This window comes from Weissella viridescens, assembly GCF_001437355.1.
GTDB lineage: Bacteria > Bacillota > Bacilli > Lactobacillales > Lactobacillaceae > Weissella > Weissella viridescens.
Map to the genome: position 1 here is coordinate 36848 of NZ_JQBM01000001.1, position 17604 is coordinate 54451.

At 40.3% G+C, this 17604-nt stretch carries 19 protein-coding genes and 1 other annotated feature; of the genes, 15 read left to right on the forward strand and 4 right to left on the reverse strand.

Translation table 11 applies throughout. From position 1 onward, the window contains the following. Nucleotides 1-101: 101 nt before the first annotated feature. The gene (locus IV50_RS00175) at nt 102-1022 is read left to right on the forward strand and encodes a manganese-dependent inorganic pyrophosphatase (RefSeq protein WP_057743354.1); all 921 of its coding nucleotides are present in this window, start codon (nt 102-104) and stop codon (nt 1020-1022) included. A gap of 36 nt (nt 1023-1058) precedes the next feature. On the opposite strand, the gene IV50_RS00180 is transcribed toward IV50_RS00175, so the two are convergent. Beyond that, entirely contained in the window at nt 1059-1682 is a 624-nt protein-coding gene (locus IV50_RS00180) for a GntR family transcriptional regulator (protein WP_057743356.1), read from the reverse strand. A 180-nt stretch (nt 1683-1862) separates the two neighbouring features. Between IV50_RS00180 and IV50_RS00185 the strand changes: the two genes are divergently transcribed. The 4 genes from IV50_RS00185 (at nt 1863) to msrA (ending at nt 6559) form a co-directional block, all read left to right on the forward strand. After that, entirely contained in the window at nt 1863-3053 is a 1191-nt protein-coding gene (locus IV50_RS00185; RefSeq protein WP_057743359.1) for a quaternary amine ABC transporter ATP-binding protein, read from the forward strand. A 1-nt stretch (nt 3054) separates the two neighbouring features. After that, nucleotides 3055-4785 (forward strand): ABC transporter permease/substrate binding protein, encoded by a 1731-nt coding sequence (locus IV50_RS00190; protein ID WP_057743363.1) that lies wholly within the window; start codon nt 3055-3057, stop codon nt 4783-4785. Nucleotides 4786-4862: 77 nt separating this feature from the next. Further along, nucleotides 4863-5130: a binding site (T-box leader), on the forward strand. A gap of 49 nt (nt 5131-5179) precedes the next feature. After that, complete coding sequence (locus tag IV50_RS00195; protein WP_057743366.1) at nt 5180-6013, forward strand: MetQ/NlpA family ABC transporter substrate-binding protein; 834 nt, start codon at nt 5180-5182, stop codon at nt 6011-6013. Between the two features lie 18 nt (nt 6014-6031). Then, complete coding sequence (gene msrA / locus IV50_RS00200) at nt 6032-6559, forward strand: peptide-methionine (S)-S-oxide reductase MsrA (RefSeq protein ID WP_057743368.1); 528 nt, start codon at nt 6032-6034, stop codon at nt 6557-6559. An 87-nt stretch (nt 6560-6646) separates the two neighbouring features. Here the strand turns inward: msrA and IV50_RS00205 are convergent, their stop codons facing one another. After that, on the reverse strand, nt 6647-7006 hold the full coding sequence (locus tag IV50_RS00205; protein WP_057743371.1) for a hypothetical protein: 360 nt from the start codon (nt 7004-7006) through the stop codon (nt 6647-6649). A gap of 210 nt (nt 7007-7216) precedes the next feature. Here IV50_RS00205 and IV50_RS00210 point away from each other — a divergent pair, with 210 nt between their 5' ends. From IV50_RS00210 to IV50_RS00225, 4 genes are all read left to right on the forward strand, one after another. Next, nucleotides 7217-7411 carry a hypothetical protein gene (locus IV50_RS00210; protein WP_057743373.1) on the forward strand — a complete coding sequence of 65 codons (195 nt, stop codon included), beginning with the start codon at nt 7217-7219 and terminating at the stop codon, nt 7409-7411. A 145-nt stretch (nt 7412-7556) separates the two neighbouring features. Then, entirely contained in the window at nt 7557-8201 is a 645-nt protein-coding gene (locus IV50_RS00215; protein WP_057743376.1) for an NAD(P)H-binding protein, read from the forward strand. A gap of 163 nt (nt 8202-8364) precedes the next feature. Further along, a complete protein-coding gene (gene pnuC, locus IV50_RS00220; protein ID WP_057743378.1) occupies nt 8365-9129 on the forward strand; it encodes a nicotinamide riboside transporter PnuC in 765 nt (254 codons plus the stop codon). 79 nt (nt 9130-9208) lie between these two features. Beyond that, nucleotides 9209-9901 (forward strand): YjjG family noncanonical pyrimidine nucleotidase, encoded by a 693-nt coding sequence (locus IV50_RS00225; RefSeq protein WP_057743382.1) that lies wholly within the window; start codon nt 9209-9211, stop codon nt 9899-9901. Nucleotides 9902-9939: 38 nt separating this feature from the next. On the opposite strand, the gene rnjA is transcribed toward IV50_RS00225, so the two are convergent. Together rnjA and IV50_RS00235 are read right to left on the reverse strand one after the other, a co-directional pair. Continuing rightward, nucleotides 9940-11622: a ribonuclease J1 gene (gene rnjA, locus IV50_RS00230; RefSeq protein ID WP_181405886.1), complete on the reverse strand. Its 1683-nt coding sequence runs from the start codon at nt 11620-11622 to the stop codon at nt 9940-9942. 3 nt (nt 11623-11625) lie between these two features. After that, nucleotides 11626-11838: a DNA-directed RNA polymerase subunit epsilon gene (locus IV50_RS00235; RefSeq protein ID WP_057743385.1), complete on the reverse strand. Its 213-nt coding sequence runs from the start codon at nt 11836-11838 to the stop codon at nt 11626-11628. Nucleotides 11839-12041: 203 nt separating this feature from the next. Between IV50_RS00235 and IV50_RS00240 the strand changes: the two genes are divergently transcribed. The 6 genes from IV50_RS00240 (at nt 12042) to IV50_RS00265 (ending at nt 17601) form a co-directional block, all read left to right on the forward strand. Further along, nucleotides 12042-12527 (forward strand): hypothetical protein, encoded by a 486-nt coding sequence (locus IV50_RS00240; protein ID WP_057743388.1) that lies wholly within the window; start codon nt 12042-12044, stop codon nt 12525-12527. 50 nt (nt 12528-12577) lie between these two features. Continuing rightward, on the forward strand, nt 12578-13153 hold the full coding sequence (def, locus tag IV50_RS00245; RefSeq protein ID WP_057743391.1) for a peptide deformylase: 576 nt from the start codon (nt 12578-12580) through the stop codon (nt 13151-13153). A 13-nt stretch (nt 13154-13166) separates the two neighbouring features. Then, the gene (locus IV50_RS00250) at nt 13167-13484 is read left to right on the forward strand and encodes a UPF0223 family protein (RefSeq protein ID WP_057743394.1); all 318 of its coding nucleotides are present in this window, start codon (nt 13167-13169) and stop codon (nt 13482-13484) included. Between the two features lie 12 nt (nt 13485-13496). Then, nucleotides 13497-14285 (forward strand): inositol monophosphatase family protein, encoded by a 789-nt coding sequence (locus IV50_RS00255; protein WP_057743398.1) that lies wholly within the window; start codon nt 13497-13499, stop codon nt 14283-14285. Nucleotides 14286-14380: 95 nt separating this feature from the next. Further along, complete coding sequence (gene typA / locus IV50_RS00260; RefSeq protein ID WP_057743401.1) at nt 14381-16225, forward strand: translational GTPase TypA; 1845 nt, start codon at nt 14381-14383, stop codon at nt 16223-16225. 152 nt (nt 16226-16377) lie between these two features. Beyond that, nucleotides 16378-17601 (forward strand): FtsW/RodA/SpoVE family cell cycle protein, encoded by a 1224-nt coding sequence (locus IV50_RS00265; protein WP_057743403.1) that lies wholly within the window; start codon nt 16378-16380, stop codon nt 17599-17601. The last annotated feature ends 3 nt before the right edge of the window (nt 17602-17604 follow it).

Here is a 17604-nt window from a genome sequence, read left to right on the forward strand (position 1 = left end):
CAGTTGATACCCGATTATTTGTCGATTCGCTGGGTGCGAAATGACTAATAATGAGGTATACTTGTTTATTGAAATACTTTAATTGAATTGGAGAATGATACATGACTAAGAAACAAGTTTTTGGACACAAAAATCCAGATACAGATACAGTTGCTTCAGCAATGGCAGCCGCCTACTTGCTAAACCAAGCCTACGGTGAGGAAGCACAAGCGATGGCACAAGGGGAACCCAATGCAGAAACAAAGTTTGCATTGGATCACTTTGGCTTAGACGCATTGCCAATTGCAACTGCTGCGGACACTGATGAAGTCGTTTTAGTTGACCACAACGAAGCTGGACAATCAATTGATAACTTTGCAGATGTTACCGTTGCCGGTGTCTATGACCACCACAAGCTTGATTTTAAGTCAAATGCACCACTTTGGTTTACAAATAAGCCTTTGGGTTCAGTTTCAACCATTTTGTATTACGAATTCCAAAATGAAAACGTTGAGATTCCGACAGCATTGGCCGGGATGATGGCATCAGCAATCATCTCTGATACATTGCTTTTGAAGAGCCCAACAACAACTAAGCAAGACCAACCTGCATTGGAAGCCTTAGCAAAGATTGCTGGCATTGATGACATCAACGCCTATGGACTTGAGTTGCTTAAGGCTGGAACAGATTTATCATCACGTTCAGCTAAAGATTTGATTGATGGCGATGCTAAGTCATTCGAAATGGGTGGTAACACAATCCGTATTGGACAAGTTAACACCGTGGATGTTGATGATGTGTTTGCACGTCGCGATGAAATTGAAGCTGCAATGAATGAAGAGATTGCACAAGATGGTTATGATACCTTTATCTTGGTTGTCACAAACATTTTAGATTCTGATTCAGATATTCTTGTTTTGGGAGATAACCAAGACAAGGTGGCCAAGGCTTTTGATATCGAATTGAAGGATGGACGTGGTTCATTGCCTGGCGTGGTTTCACGTAAGAAGCAAGTTGTGCCTCCGTTGACAGAAGCATTCTAAAGAAACAAAAAAGACTACCCAACTGGGTAGTCTTTTTTAGTGGTTAAACAAGAATTGTGAAACTTTGGCAACTGAGTCTTCAGGGCCAACAAAGTAAATCGTATCGCCTTTTTCAAAGGTCATATAGGGGCCAGGTGAAATAATCAGTTTGTCGTCGTGATCAATTCCAACGAGCGTGACGCCAGTTTGATGCCAGAAATTCAAGTCATGGAGTGATAATCCATATTTATCTGAGTCTTCGTTTAGAGGCAGTTCAAACGGTAAGAGCGGTCCTGCTTGCTGATAGTTTTGTGTTTTTTCAAGAAATGTTTTGAGTAGATTAGAAAGTCGATCTAATTCTTGTTGTTGGACTGCGATCGTATCAACCATATCGTTTTTAATCGTTTTCAAATTAGAACTAGCTTGTTCCACTTCAATAAAATCAATTGCTTTTTCTTGCGAGATGATGGTAGCGCCTGTGCCATGTTGCGATTGAACAATACCCATGTCTGCTAGCACGTTAATGGCGCGATGGGCCGTTTCGGCAGAAACGCCGTACTTAGTGGCTAATTTCGAACGGGCATGAATCTTGTCACCAACTTTAATTTGGTTGTGTGCGATGTTTTCAGCGATATCAAGGGCAATTTGCCGGTAACGGGGTTGTTTTGTTGCTGTGGTCATGTTCGAGCTCCCGAGTCATATGAATTCTTCTAATGATTTGATTATATGATTAAAAAATTTAAATGTAAATGGTTAAAAGCCTATTCTGGTGCATAATTGACTTACTGCCAACTCTATGGTTTAATATAAGTTGTCACTACGCCTGTGTCACTTAAAAAAGTGAAGTAGTAGGAGGAAATTATGGCTAAGGTAAAGTTAGAGCACTTGACCAAAATTTTCGGTAAGCATGTTAAACAAGTAACAGAGATGATGCAAGAACATGCACCAAAAACCGATATTTTGGAAAAAACTGGTGCAACGGTTGGTGTTTATGATGCCAACTTAGAAGTTAATGAAGGTGAAATCTTCGTTATCATGGGACTTTCTGGTTCAGGAAAGTCAACTTTGATTCGTTTGCTTAACCGTTTGATTGAACCAACGACTGGTTCAATTTATTTGGACGGTGAAGATATCTCAAAGATGGATAAGAAGCAACTTCGTGATGTTCGTCGTAAGAAGATGAGCATGGTGTTCCAAAATTTTGGTTTGTTCCCGCAACGAACTGTTTTGGAAAATACGGAGTATGGGCTTGAAGTTCAGGGTATGCCTAAGGCGGAGCGTCGTGAAAAAGCTGAAAAGGCTTTGAAGAACGCAAATCTTTTGGCATTTAAGGACCAATATCCAAGTCAGTTGTCTGGTGGAATGCAACAACGTGTTGGTTTGGCACGTGCGTTAGCTAATAATCCTGAAATCTTATTGATGGATGAAGCTTTCTCAGCGTTAGACCCATTGATTCGTCGCGACATGCAAGACGAATTGATTGAATTGCAAGCCAAGCAAGGGCAAACCATTATTTTCATTTCGCACGATCTTAACGAAGCTTTGCGTATCGGTGATCGAATTGCCATTATGAAGGATGGGGAAATTGTACAAATCGGAACGGGTGAGGATATCTTGACGCACCCAGCTAATGATTATGTACGTGCCTTTACTGAAGATATTGATCGTTCTAAGGTTTTGACGGCCGAAAACATCATGGTGCCACCAATTACCACGAACATTGATAATGATGGTCCAAACGTTGCATTGAAGAAAATGCGTGCTGAAGAAGTTAGTGGTTTGGTTGCGGTTGATCGTGATCGTCACGTTAAGGGCTTCTTGACGGCTGAAAATGCTGTTAAGGCTCGTGAAAACGGTTCAGCATTGGATGCAGCACTGACCCAGATGACAACAGTGCATAAAGACACGTTACTTTCAGATGTCGTGTCTGTCATCTATGATTCACCAGCACCATTAGCTGTTGTTGATGACGACAACCGCTTGGTAGGTGTACTTATCCGTGGCCGTGTTCTTGAAGCACTTGCTGATACAACAGACATGGAGGTAGAGTAGAATGTTCGCAGTTGCCAAAATCCCATTAGCTGGATGGGTGCAATCACTTGTTGATTGGATGACTAAAAACTGGGCTGGATTCTTCAATGCAATCCAAACTGGTGGTCAACATGCTATGGATGCGTTAACGAACGTCTTTACTGCGGTGCCACCGCTACTATTGATTGTTGCCTTGACCATCTATGCCATTATTGTAAGTGGTAAGAAGTGGGGATTCCCATTAATTACCTTCCTTGGTTTATTACTTTTGTGGAACCAAGGATTGTGGAATGATTTGATGCAGACGACCACTTTGGTTCTGGTATCAAGTGTGATTTCAATTTTGATTGGTATTCCGCTTGGAATTTGGATGTCAAAGTCTGATCGTGTTGCTAAGGTTGTACAACCAATTCTTGACTTTATGCAAACAATGCCTGGATTCGTTTACTTGATTCCAGCGGTTGCATTCTTCGGAATTGGTGTTGTGCCTGGTGTCTTTGCATCATTGATTTTCTCATTACCACCAACTGTTCGTTTTACGAACTTGGGAATTCGTCAAGTGCCAAAGGAAATGGAAGAAGCCGCAGATTCATACGGTTCAACACCATGGCAAAAGTTGGTTAAGGTCGAATTACCAATCTCAAAGCCAAGCATTTTAGCTGGTGTGAACCAAACAATTATGTTGGCTTTGTCAATGGTTGTGATTGCTTCAATGGTTGGAGCACCTGGTCTTGGACAAGGTGTCCTATCTGCTTTGCAACACGCCGATGTTGGTAATGGATTTGTTAACGGTCTTGGTTTGGTTATTTTGGCCATCATCATTGATCGCTTTACTGAATACCTTAACGTTGACCCTATCCAAAAACTTGCAAACAAGCCTACGGGTCGTTTCAAGAATTGGAAGAAGTGGGTTGGTTGGATTACCACAATTGCTTTGATTGGTGGAACTGGTTTCGCCGCTGTGCAAGCTCACCAAAAAGAACAAGCAAGTGTTAACATTGTTTATGTTGAATGGGACTCAGAAGTTGCTTCAACAAATGTGTTAGCAGAAGCGATGCGTGATCATGGTTACAATGTTAAGATTACACCTTTGGATAATGCGGTTATGTGGCAATCAGTTGCCCAAGGTCAAGCCGATGCATCAATTTCAGCTTGGTTACCAAATACCCACAAGGCGCAATATGACAAGTATCATAAGCAAATTGATTTCTTGGGAGCTAACTTGAAGGGCGCACGTCTTGGTTTAGTTGTTCCTAAGTATATGACAAATGTTAATAGTATTACTGACCTTGATGGACAAGCCAATAAGACAATTACAGGAATTGAACCAGGTGCCGGTGTTACCGCAGCTGCTGAAAAGACTGTTAAGGATTATACCAACTTAAACGGTTGGAAGGTGCAAACGTCATCAACTGGGGCCATGACAACTGCTTTGCAAAAAGCATATAGTGCTAAGAAGCCAATTATTATTACTGGATGGTCACCACATTGGATGTTCCAAAAGTATGATTTGAAGTACCTAAAGGATCCTAAGGGAACAATGGGTAGTTCAGAAAATATTACCACGATGGCTCGTAAGGGTCTTAAGCAAGATAAGCCTGATGTATACCGTGTTTTGAAGAAGTTCCAATGGGACAAGGATGACATGGAAAAGGTTATGCTTGATATTCAAGCGGGAAAGACGCCGCAACAAGCTGCTGATAAGTGGATTAAAGAGAATCCAAAGAAGGTTGATGCTTGGTTCGCTAAGTAAAACTGACTTAAAAGAACAAGAAAATTATTTCTTGTTCTTTTTTTATTGACTTTAGATTGGAATTAGATTAAAATATGATAAACAAAGTGATCGAAAGAGTAGCAATTTAATTTTGTTCAGAGAGATGTTGGTCGGTGTGAAACATTCTAAATTAATGGTGAAAATGGTTCGTGATTGGCATTGATGAGTGGCAAGACTATAAATCAATGACGGAGTCGTCAACGTTAACTGACTAGGTGTATTGATAAGGCCTCATTTCGCTGCGTTAATACATAGTAAGGTCGAGTTAGGTGACTGACTCGATGAAATTTAGAATGGTAACACGGTCTATTAGCCGCTTCTATAATTTATGAGACATAAATTATAGGGGCTTTTTTTTATGGAGGAGTATGATATGAATAAAGGTGTTAAGTGGGTTATTGGTATTGGATTAGTTGCAGTTGTCGCAGGTGGATTTTATGCCATTAAGCAACATGATAAGGTCGAATCAAAAACTGTTACAGTCGGAATTGTTGGTGATTCTGACCGTGAGTTATGGGAATATGTGAAAAAGGATGCCAAAAAGGACTATAATGTCGATGTGAAATTAAAGACATTTACCGACTATGTCCAACCTAATAAGGCCTTGGCGGACGGTGATATTGACTTGAATGCGTTCCAAACGGTGAATTATTTTGAAACACAGAATAAAAACTATAATGGTAAGTTGTTGGATATTGGAAAAACGTATGTGACACCTATTCGACTATATTCAGATAAGTTTAAAAAGCTAGGTGATTTACCTAAGGGTGCGACGATTTCAATCCCAAATGATCCATCGAATGCCCAACGCGCACTTGATTTGTTAGAAAAGGCGGGGTTGTTAAAATATAACCATAGTGTTAAACTTCCAGGTGCGAAGGATGTTACTGATAATCCAAAGAACATTAAGATTAAAGAAGTGCAATCTGATCAATCTGTCAGCACCCTTAAGAGTGTGGATGCAGCTGTGATCAACACAAACTATGCCCTTGATGCAAAGCTTAACGTGGATAAGGCGCTTTACGTCGAATCCGTTGATCAAGCACATAAAGGCTACTTTAATTTAATTGCGACACGCAAGGGTTCAGAAAACAAGCAAGCATATCAGGATGTCGTGAAGGCTTACCAAACTGAAAAGACAGTTAAGCATATGAAGGATTTGTATGGTAATGCTGAACAACCAGCATGGGGTAAGTACGCAGAGTAATTGGAGGAGAGTGAAATTATGGCAGAAGATACAGCAATTTTCGCAGGTGGATGTTTCTGGTGTATGGTTCGTCCATTTGATACATTACCAGGTATTAAAAAAGTCGTTTCAGGATATACTGGAGGTCATACGGATCATCCAACTTACGAGCAAGTTTGCTCACATACAACGGGGCACACTGAGGCGGTTGAAATCACCTTTGATCCAGATGTTATTTCATACGAAGAGCTTGTTAATATCTATTGGCAAGTTACTGACCCAACTGATGCAGGTGGTCAATTCCAAGATCGTGGAGATTCATATCGTCCCGTGATTTTCGTTAATTCGCCAGAACAACGTAAGATTGCGGAAGCTTCGAAAGCTGAGTTACAAGCATCTGATCGTTTTAATGGTAAGAAGATTGTGACGCAAATTGAGGATGCTAAGCCGTTTTGGCCAGCAGAAGATTATCATCAAGATTTTTACAAAAAGAATCCATTGCGTGATGCCATTCAAGAGGCACCTCGTAAGCGTTTCGAACAAGAACACTGGTCTGACAAGGCTTAAAGCTGATACAACAACGTTTATTGATGGAATAAGCGTTGTTTTTTTGTACAAAAAAACGTCTATCTAGTTAAGATAGACGAATTATTTTTAATAAGATTGGTTGGCAGCAATTGCGCCAAGAATACCAACAAAAATTAAAGTGACAATAATTGAGGCAATGACAATGATAAACATCCAAAGTCCGGCACGGTTCCAAGTATCTTGGATTTGCTTAAATGTTGCAATATCTTCAGGTGTGTTTTGGAAACCGCTCTTCTTCCAAGCCCAACCATTTCCTAAGGCTCCACAGAAGATGGCCCAGATGAAACCGAAAACAGGGATTGGTAGTAGAACAAGCAAAGGTAAGTATGACTTGTTTCCAAGTCCCCAGAACATGTTGAACATGAAGGCTCCCCAATTCCAACCTTTAACTGCTTCAGGGACTTCGTTAATTGAATTGTTTTCCATAATAATCAATACTCCTAAAATAAAATTGATAAAACTAAAATATACTTTATATATTACTATATCGAAATGAGAAACACCATTATTTTTTTGCTGAAATGAATATTTTTGGTATTAGCATGCAGGTGTGCAGGTTGCCAAGATTTTGCATGATTGCAGAATCCGTTGTACAATAGTGGAAACCAATCCGACTGATTGGGAAGGAGTAAGCCCATGCATTTGAGTATTCAAACCGTTTATATCGTTGTCATTGGTGCAAATATGCTTTTTTTAATATTATGCGGACTGGGTATCTATCGTGGTGCGCGCGATCACGACCGTTATTTAGTGATTGTTTACTTACTCCTCACGTTGGGTATTTTAATTGCTGTAAAATTAACTTTACAAGCAACCGGTCTTTTAAACTAAGTTTGAGGCATTTGAGCGGAATAGTAAGCTTTTTGAGTTAGAAGTGACGAAGTACGATTGGTCTTAAACTTGAATGCTAAGAACAAGCAGGCAACTCGTCTTTAAAAGCGACAACTGGATAAGACAGATTAGATGGAGGAACATTATGACAAATATTGCAATTTTAGCTGCTGCTGGACGAATTGGTAAACTTGTAAGAGCCAATTTAATTAATCAAACGGATGCGAACGTTACGCTTGTAGCGCGTTCAGCTGAACAACGTTTAAAGATTCATGATGATGATCGTGAGACATTTGTTTCGACGGATTTGACTGATACAAAGCTAGTTTCGGATGCACTTAAGGGGCAAGACATTGTTGTTTTAGCTGTAGCACCACATGCTGAATTGGCGGAAGAAATTATTACAGCGATGCATGAAGCTGGCGTATCGCGTTTAATTGTGACTGGCGTTTTAGGTGTAGATGATGAAGTTCCCGGTGCTTTCGGCGAATGGAACGAATCTATGATTGGTGGAGAACTACCAGCTCTGAAAGCCGGATATAAGACTTTGATGAATAGTGATTTAAACGTCACTTATCTACGTATGACGTGGTTGTATGATGATGCAACAGAACTAAGCTTTGTGATCACAAAACCTGGTGAACCATTGCCAGGGGTGCAAGTGACACGTGAGGCCGTGAGTGCCTTCATTACTGAGCAAATTGCAGATGGTGCACAAGCATATCAAAATGAATCAATTGGGATTTATGAACCAGGTTCAGAAAAGTTCTCAAAGCCAACATTTTATTAAATCGATTTAGTAGAATCACCTGAACGCATAGGAATGGTGCTTCTACTTTTTTTGTGAGAAAAAAACGACTTATTCTTAAAAAAGCATCATGCAAAAACGTTTTAATAAGCGTAAACTAGCTAATAGTGTTTTTATCATAAATGGGAAGATGAGGGTTATATGCATGACAGAATCTGGACAGACACATTGGTTGAGTTGGGCCAACATTAAGCAAAATGTACATGACATTTTTACGTGGCAGTACTATCGTGAAGGTTTTTCAGGATGGTCAAAGAAGTCGTATATTTGGTTATTAGTTGGTTTGTCGGTAATTATCGGGACAGGATTTATGCATGGTTTTTCAACCATGACATTAATTTCGGTACTGGGGGGTGCCATCGGTTTCACATGTACTTTAGCAATTACAAATAATAAACGATTGAATGGGGTATTAGGATTTGTTTCAGCCATTCTAATCTCATATGTAGCTTGGCATGCAAATAATAACGCGGATATTTTTATGCAAGTGGGGTACGTCCTTGCATTAGATATTCCAGTTATTCTATTTGGAAGTGCTTGGAATGCGCGTAAGATCCGCAAGATGGATCGAACTGGCTGGTTAATTTTGTTGGGTACGTTTATCGTGATGTATTCATTCCTATTTTGGATTGATACGCAAGTCTTTATTTCACCACGTCCATTCATTGATGCGTTTTCCGCTGCAATCGGCTTCACCGGTGCGGCACTAATGCTTGGTAAATATTCTTCGCAATATGTGATGTGGTCAATTCAAGGAATTACTTCCGTGTTATTGTGGTTTATCACAGCGCAACAAGGTGACGCCAATTGGGTCTTATTCGCAACTTACTTGTTGTACCTTGGAAATGATGTGCTGGGTCTGTTCTTCAGTCCATGGCGAATGTTTAATAAGTCTAAACAAAGTTCATAAGATTAATCAAAAAGGCAGACCTGAAATGGTCTGCCTTTTGTGTTATCATGCAAGGTAATGGAAAAAGTGAGGAAGAATGATGCGATATCAATATTTAATTTTTGATTTGGATGATACTTTATTAGATTTTAAGGGTGGCGAAATTGCGGGATTAAAAAATGTCTTCGCAAAACAAGGCTTTGACACGGTGCTTCAAGAAAAAGCATTCAATGAGTATACACGAATTAATTGGGAACTGTGGTCTGCGTTCGAGAAGGGCGAAATTTCCAAACAAACAATTCATCAAACGCGATTCGATAAGCTGCTTGTATCTCTAGGGGTGGCAGGCGATGGTAGTGCATTTGAACGCCAATATCGTGAAGAACTTAATCATAATTATCGAATCATAGATGGGGCGGAAGCGTTTTTAGCGCATTTAAAGCAATCAGGGTATCATTTAATCGCCGGGACCAATGGTGAAGCGCAAACCCAACATCTTCGATTAGAACATACTGGTTTCGACAGCTATTTTGAACAAGTTTATATTTCAGATGAAATGGGTGTGGCGAAACCAGATCCAGGTTTTTACACACAAATTTTTAACGAAAATCCTGAAATGACTAAAAACAACACGGTGATGATTGGTGATGGACTGGCATCGGATATCCAAGGTGGGACTAATTTTGGAATCGATACCATTTGGGTCAACTTTACACAAACCCCAGCTCCAGAAACGCCACAGCCAACAGCGACAGTACAGACTTATAAAGAATTAATACAACAGCTATCCTAATAAAAAAACTCAAAGTCAATATGACTTTGAGCTTTTTTTTATACCATAATGAAAATTGGTAAAATGAGTGGGCGACGTTTTGTCTTATCGTATAAGAAACGTTGCAAGTGAGATACCACGGCATTTCGAATGCTGTGTTCACTGGCATTTGGTTCACGCATTGCCATTAAAATGGTATGGAAAATTTCTTTACGACCTTCATTAATCAAATCTTCTGACTCACGCATGTAGATAAAGCCACGTGATAGAATATCTGGTCCGGCTGTAATTTCTTTATTATTCAAATCAATTGTTGCAACAACAACAACTAGTCCATCTTCTGAAAGCAGCTTTCGATCGCGCAGAACAGCAGCTCCGACATCACCGATACCATTTCCATCAACATAAGTATCCTCAGCAGGGAAGTGGTCCGCGATACGAGCAGAGTCTTCAGTTAGAGCAAGGACGTCACCATTGTCGAGAATGAAAGTGTTATCTTTAGGAACACCGATATCATGTGCTAAACCTTCATGGACCTTAAGCATACGATATTCACCGTGGACGGGCATGAAGTACTTTGGCTTAATCAATGAAAGCATTAACTTTTGTTCTTCCTGGCCACCGTGACCTGAAGCGTGAATGTTATTGACCTTACCGTGAATAACATTTGCTCCAGCTTCTTCCAATTCATTGATAACACGATCAACTGAGGCTGTGTTTCCAGGAATTGGTGAACTAGAGAAAATGACTGTATCGTTTGGTTGAATCTTAATTTGCTTATGGGTACCATTAGCAATTCGGGCGAGGGCAGCCATCGGTTCACCTTGTGATCCGGTACATAAAATGAGTACTTTTTCAGGTGGCAATTTATTGACTTCGTGCGCATCAATTAACATTTCTTCTGGAATATCGAGATATCCGAGCGCAAGTCCATTAGTTACCGCGCTTTCCATTGAACGTCCGAAAACTGCAATCTTACGTCCGTGTGCTAAGGCAGCTTCTGTTGCCATTTGGACACGAGACATATTTGAGGCGAAAGTTGCAAATATAATGCGACCGTTAATTTCATCGAACAACTTGTCAATTGTCTTTCCAACCCACCGCTCTGATTTTGTAAATTCAGCACGTTCCGCGTTGGTAGAATCAGACATCAATAGTAGGACGCCTTCTGAACCGATACGGGCCATCTTTTGTAGGTTAGGTGGCTGGTTCGTAGTAGGGGTGAAGTCAAACTTAAAGTCACCAGTTTCAACAATTGTACCAACCGGTGTGTGAACAGCAACTCCATAAGTGTCTGGAATTGAGTGGGTCGTACGGAAGAATTCGACACTCAACTTGTCAAAAGTTAGGACGGTATCTTCATCAATCTCATGCAGTTCAGTTGTTTTTAATTGGTTGTGTTCTTCAAGTTTATTTTTAATTAATGCCATTGCAAGAGGACCAGCGTACACTGGAACATTCACGGCATCTAAGAAGAAATGAATCGCCCCAATGTGATCTTCATGCCCATGGGTAATAACTAAGGCTTTAATCTTATCGCGATTTTCCTGGATATATGTGTAGTCAGGAATAACATAGTCAATTCCTAACAACTCATCTTCAGGAAATTTAACACCGGCATCAATGATAACGATCTCGTCACCATATTGAATGCCGTAAGTGTTCTTTCCGATTTCACCTAAGCCACCCAGAGCATAAACCGCTGCTTCATCAGGGTTAATGTTTAGCTCCATATTGCTCATAAATTAAAACTCCGTCAACTTGAAATCGGGACTTTGTTGCTCGTAAGCAAGTGCCTTTTCTGAAAGTTGTTCAATTTGTTCGACATTGTAATCTGTGTTTTTTTCGACTTCGCGACGCGCAGTTGGTTGGTCAGGAACATCTAGGTAAAGTGAGTGAGTATCCTCACGCTTTGGATTACGTTGCTTTGATTCTTGGTAATATACTTTGAAAATCATAAAAAACTCCTTTAATAAATCTATTTTTCCGTATAGTCTTATTTAATATAATATCAGAATTTGGTTGATAAAACTAGTGTCTCCCAATAGCTTGAATTTTTTAAGGGCTAACGCTGTTAAATTTAACCGTCATTTATGATTTTATGGCATACTTAATAGTGAAGTGATGTGTTCTAAAATTGGTAAATGGCGAAGGGGAAGCTATGAAAATCTTTATTATTGGCGCGACCGTAGTTGTGATTTTAATTCTGTTGACGATTTTTCGACGAACTGGTCGAAAACTAACTGAGCAACAAATCATTGAATCGCAACAGTGTGTTAATGCGGCGATGAATTCAGTTGTCAAACACCTAGATCCAAGTTTGGGCATTATTGAAGACAGTAAGCCATTTCGTTCAACATTGGTTGCCAACATATGGGGGCACGAAGTCATGGCATTTGAATTTATTTTGCCAGTTGAACGAAAATTAAATGCCGATGTGTTAAGGCGAAAACTCAACAACGGGCTGCAGGCATATGCTACGAGTCATCAATTAGAATCATATGACCAATCAGAACCAGTCTTTGTGGTGACTGACATCTGGTTTAACCAAGCCGGAACGACATTGCATGTTGATGTTACCCACGTCGTTAATGCAGAAACTGTTGCATATTTACATGATTTAAGACGCCTCAACCAAACCAATTAATGCTATACTATTTTCATAATAAAATTATGACATGGAGGAGTGAATAACCTATGTATCGAATGGACCAAGTTGTGCGGGATGGTGACTCTGTACTTAGAAAGCAAGCGGCAAAAGTTGATTTTCCACTTTCAAGTGAGGACCAACAAGTGACTAAAGATATGATGGAATATCTGATTATCAGTCAAGATGAAAAGGAAAATGAAAAATATGGACTTCGTCCTGGTGTTGGTTTAGCTGCACCACAAGTTGGCGTTTCAAAGCAATATGCCTCAATTTTGATTCGTAACGAAGATGTTGATGGGCATGAGGATGATGAGAAAACTTATTTCTTTAAGGGAACGATTTATAATCCTGTCATTACACGCCAATCAGTTAAGCAGCAAGCCCTAGCCGGCGGTGAGGGATGTTTATCTGTCGATGAAGATCAAGCTGGCTTTGTTGAGCGAGCTTACCGTATTACTGTGAAGTATCAAGATGAAGCTGGCGAGCAACAGGAGATTAAATTACAGGGATACCCAGCCGACGTATTCCAACATGAAATTGACCACCTACACGGAACGCTTTATTACGACCACATTAATAAGAGTGAACCATGGCTTGAGCATGATGGCACTCGCTACATTTAATTAAGGGAAAAACATGGCTGATAAAAATTTTAATTATCCCTTCTTGGAAGGGTGGTCCACTGACGATATTGTTAAAGCGAGTCGTTTATATGATGCTGTTGCAAACGCCTATGAAGTTGGCGTTGAACGTGATGAATTATTAGCTGCATATCGAGACTTCAAGACCGTGGTACCAAGTAAATCAGAAGAAAAACAATTAGATCGTGAGTTTTCACAAGCAAGCGACTATTCCATTTACCGGGTGATGCAAGCGGCGCGTAGTACAGAACGTCCGCGCTTAAAACAAGCGGCGCGTAGTACAGAACGTCCGCGCTTAAAAATGGATGTTTAGAGAGGACCGCTAATGTCACTCACACCAAAACAGTTGGATGCGTGCGTATTAGTCTGGCTGGATGAAGCACGTGAACAAATTCTCAACGCCATGCAAATTCCATTGCAAGTGAGCGAAAAGACGAATGCACGGGATTTGGTGACCAATGTTGATCGGTCAATCGAACAGTTTTACGTCCAAAAGATTCAACATTTAATGCCGAACGCACACATTATTAGCGAAGAGGGTTATGGCGATCATGTCGAGTCCATGGATGGTGATGTATGGTTTATTGATCCGATTGATGGTACGTTAAACTTCGTCGAACAACGGGCAGAATTTGCGACGATGTTGGCGCTATATCACGATGGGGAACCGGTGTGTGCTTGGATTATGGATGTTATCCAGAACGAGGTTATTCATGGTGGACCAACCCTAGGAGTGTTTGAAAATGAGCAACGGCTGTCAAAGTTTGAAAATAGGGGTTTGGCAGCTGGGCTTATAGTTGTTTCAGGGGCACGACTTTTGAGTAATCAAATGTGTCTACCAGAAATTGCGCAGACAGCGTTAGGTTTTCGTGTTTATGGTTCAGCTGGGATTTCATATATGCACGTTCTACAAGGGCGCGCTATCGGTTATATCAGTAAAATGAAACCTTGGGATTATGCGCCAGGGGTTGCCTTAGCTAAAACGTTGGGATTGTCGACAAGTAATATTGACGGCAACGCGCTGAATATGTTAATATCAAATTCAGTAGTAGTTTCAACTCCCAGTGCTCATGAGGAAATCATGAGAATTGAGAAACAAACAAACGGTGTCTAGTCAGGCACAGATATTCATTTATGAATATCGTCCGGTTAAATGATGAGAATGATTTAATCGTGAAATGATGGATAACATTTAAGGAGAATAGAATTTTGGCAAAACGTGAAAACTTACGTAATATTGCAATCATTGCCCACGTTGACCATGGTAAGACAACTTTGGTGAACGAGCTTTTGAAGCAATCAGATACACTTGATGCACGCACTGAACTTGGTGATCGTGCAATGGATACCAACGATATTGAAAAGGAACGTGGAATCACAATCCTTTCAAAGAATACGGCCGTTGAAATTGGTGATAAGAAGATTAACATCTTGGACACACCAGGACACGCGGACTTCGGTGGTGAAGTTGAACGTATCATGGGGATGGTTGATGGTGTGCTTTTGGTTGTTGATGCCTTTGAAGGTACAATGCCACAAACACGTTTTGTGTTGAAGAAGGCCTTTGAACAAAAGTTGACACCAATCGTGGTTGTTAACAAGGTTGACCGTCCAGGTGCTCGTCCTACAGAAGTTGTTGACGAAGTGCTTGACCTATTTATCGAATTAGGTGCTGATGAAGACCAATTGGACTTCCCAGTTGTTTATGCATCAGCTATGAACGGAACTTCTTCTTCAGATCCTGATTTATCAACACAAGAGCACACAATGGATCCTATCTTTAAGGATATCTTTGAATACATTCCAGCTCCTGAAGATACTTCAGACCAACCATTGCAATTCCAAGTTGCTTTGTTGGACTATAACGACTTCTTAGGTCGTATTGGTATCGGACGCGTCTTCAATGGTAAGATTGCCCTTGGGGACAACGTTACTGTTATGAAGCTTGATGGTACAAAGAGTAACTTCCGTGTTACAAAGTTGTTTGGTTACATGGGATTGGATCGTATCGAAATCGATTCTGCCAAGGCTGGTGATTTGATTGCCATTTCAGGTATGGAAGAAATTTCTGTTGGTGAAACAGTTGTTAGTCCAGACAGTCCTGAAGCTTTGCCAGTTCTTCGTATCGACGAACCAACTTTGCAAATGACATTCCGTATTAACAACTCTCCATTTGCTGGTCGCGAAGGTAAGTTTGTTACGGCTCGTCAAATCGAAGACCGTCTACGTCGCGAATTGCATACTGACGTTTCATTGCGTATTGAAGATACAGATGAAGCTGGTGCATGGTTAGTTTCTGGTCGTGGTGAATTGCACCTTTCAATCTTGATTGAAACAATGCGTCGTGAAGGTTACGAACTTCAAGTTTCACGTCCTGAAGTTATCTTCAAGAACATTGATGGTGTTGATTCAGAACCTTATGAAACTGTTCAAATTGACACACCTGACGAATACTCAGGTTCTGTTATCGAATCATTGTCAAACCGTAAGGGTGACATGATCAACATGGAACCTACTGGTACTGGTACCACTCGTTTGGAATTCTCTGTTCCTTCACGTGGTTTGATTGGTTACTCAACTGAATTTATGTCATTGACACGTGGATATGGTATCTATAACCACACATTCTCTGAATACCAACCAATCGTTAAGAACTGGAACCCAGGACGTCGTAACGGAACACTTGTTTCAATCAACCAAGGCCCAACAACTGCATATGCGATTATGGGTGTTGAAGATCGTGGAACAATGTTCGTACATCCTGGTGATGAAGTTTATGAAGGTATGGTTGTGGGAATGAACTCTCGTGATAACGATATCTCTGTTAACGTTACTAAGGCAAAGAACCAAACTAACGTGCGTTCTTCTAACAAGGACCAAACTGCTTCAATCAAGACGCCACGTGATATGACGCTTGAAGAATCACTTGAATTCTTGGCTGAAGACGAATTGGCCGAAGTTACACCAGAACACGTTCGTATTCGTAAGCAAATCTTGAATACAGCAGAACGTGAAAAGGCTGCTAAGCGTCGTAAGACAGCACAACAAGGTTAATTTAAAGTCATTAAAAGTAAAGTATTTACTCAATTTTGAGTAAATGCTTTTTTTTATTTGAAAATTTATGCGAATGCATGAAGCAGACCAGTTGTCGATTATGAAGTATGATAAAATAAGAGTTACGATTAAATATAAAGGAGTGATGCTTTATGCAAGTTAATGATTCAAAGCGTCAGCCAAAACAAATGAATGGATTTCAAGCTTTTTTTCAAGCTATGAGAATTAAATTTAAATACTTAGATCCTTGGATTTTTTGTTCCATTGTTGGGCTAATGATTTTTGGAACTGCGATGGTTTTTACATCAAGTACTAACATGGCGACTGGCTCAGCCACAAGCTTCTTTGTTAAACAAAGTATCTTTGCAATTCTATCAATTGTTATTTTGTTATTTCTTTTTGCAATTGGGATTCCTTGGCAAAAAAGAAGTTATCGACGGGCAGTTAAATATGTGATGATTGGATTAGTTGTTATACTAGCATATACCCGTTTCTTTGGTCCGGTAACGAGTGGTGCTCGTGGCTGGTTATACTTTTTTGGCTTTGGATTTCAGCCAGTTGAATATTTTAAAATTGCGATGATTTTATGGCTAGCCATGAAATTTAGTGACGTTTTAAAATATAAGGCCGGACCAGGACGTCAATTAACACCGATGTTATTAAATTGGCACATTACGTTATTACCAGTCATTGGGATGTTACTAGATTTGACAATGCCCGATGTTGGTGGATTTGGAATTCTTTTAGCAATTGCCGGAGTCATGTTTTTGGCAGCAGGTGTTCCTGCGGTTTGGCTCTGCATAGTTGTTGTGTTAATTATCACAGTTCTTGTGATTATGCCTATTCTAATTCCTTATCTGCAACATCTGAACTTCATGCCATATCAGTTACAACGGTTTGAAGCTTTTGTGAATCCATGGAGTGCCGGAGATAGTGGACACCAACTCATTAACTCATATTATGCAATCAGTAATGGCGGAATATTTGGTCGAGGCTTAGGAAATAGTATTCAAAAGCTTGGCTTTTTACCAGAGCCAAATACCGACTTCATCATGGCTGTTGTGGGCGAAGAGTTGGGAGCTATTTCAATTATCCTCGTTTTGATTGTCATTGGTATCATGGTGTGGCGGATTGTCATGTATGGTACGCGCACGCGAAACATGGAGTTCTGTTTAATCTTATATGGAGCTGCGATGTTCATTATGGTTCAAGTGCTAATTAACTTAGGTGGTGTAACAGGATTGCTACCAATTACAGGTGTGACTTTCCCTTGGATTTCATATGGTGGATCATCACTATTGGCTTGGGGAATTATGATGGGATTTGTTTTGAATATTATTGGTCGGTTACGTTTAGAAGCCGATCGCGAAAGGTAGGAT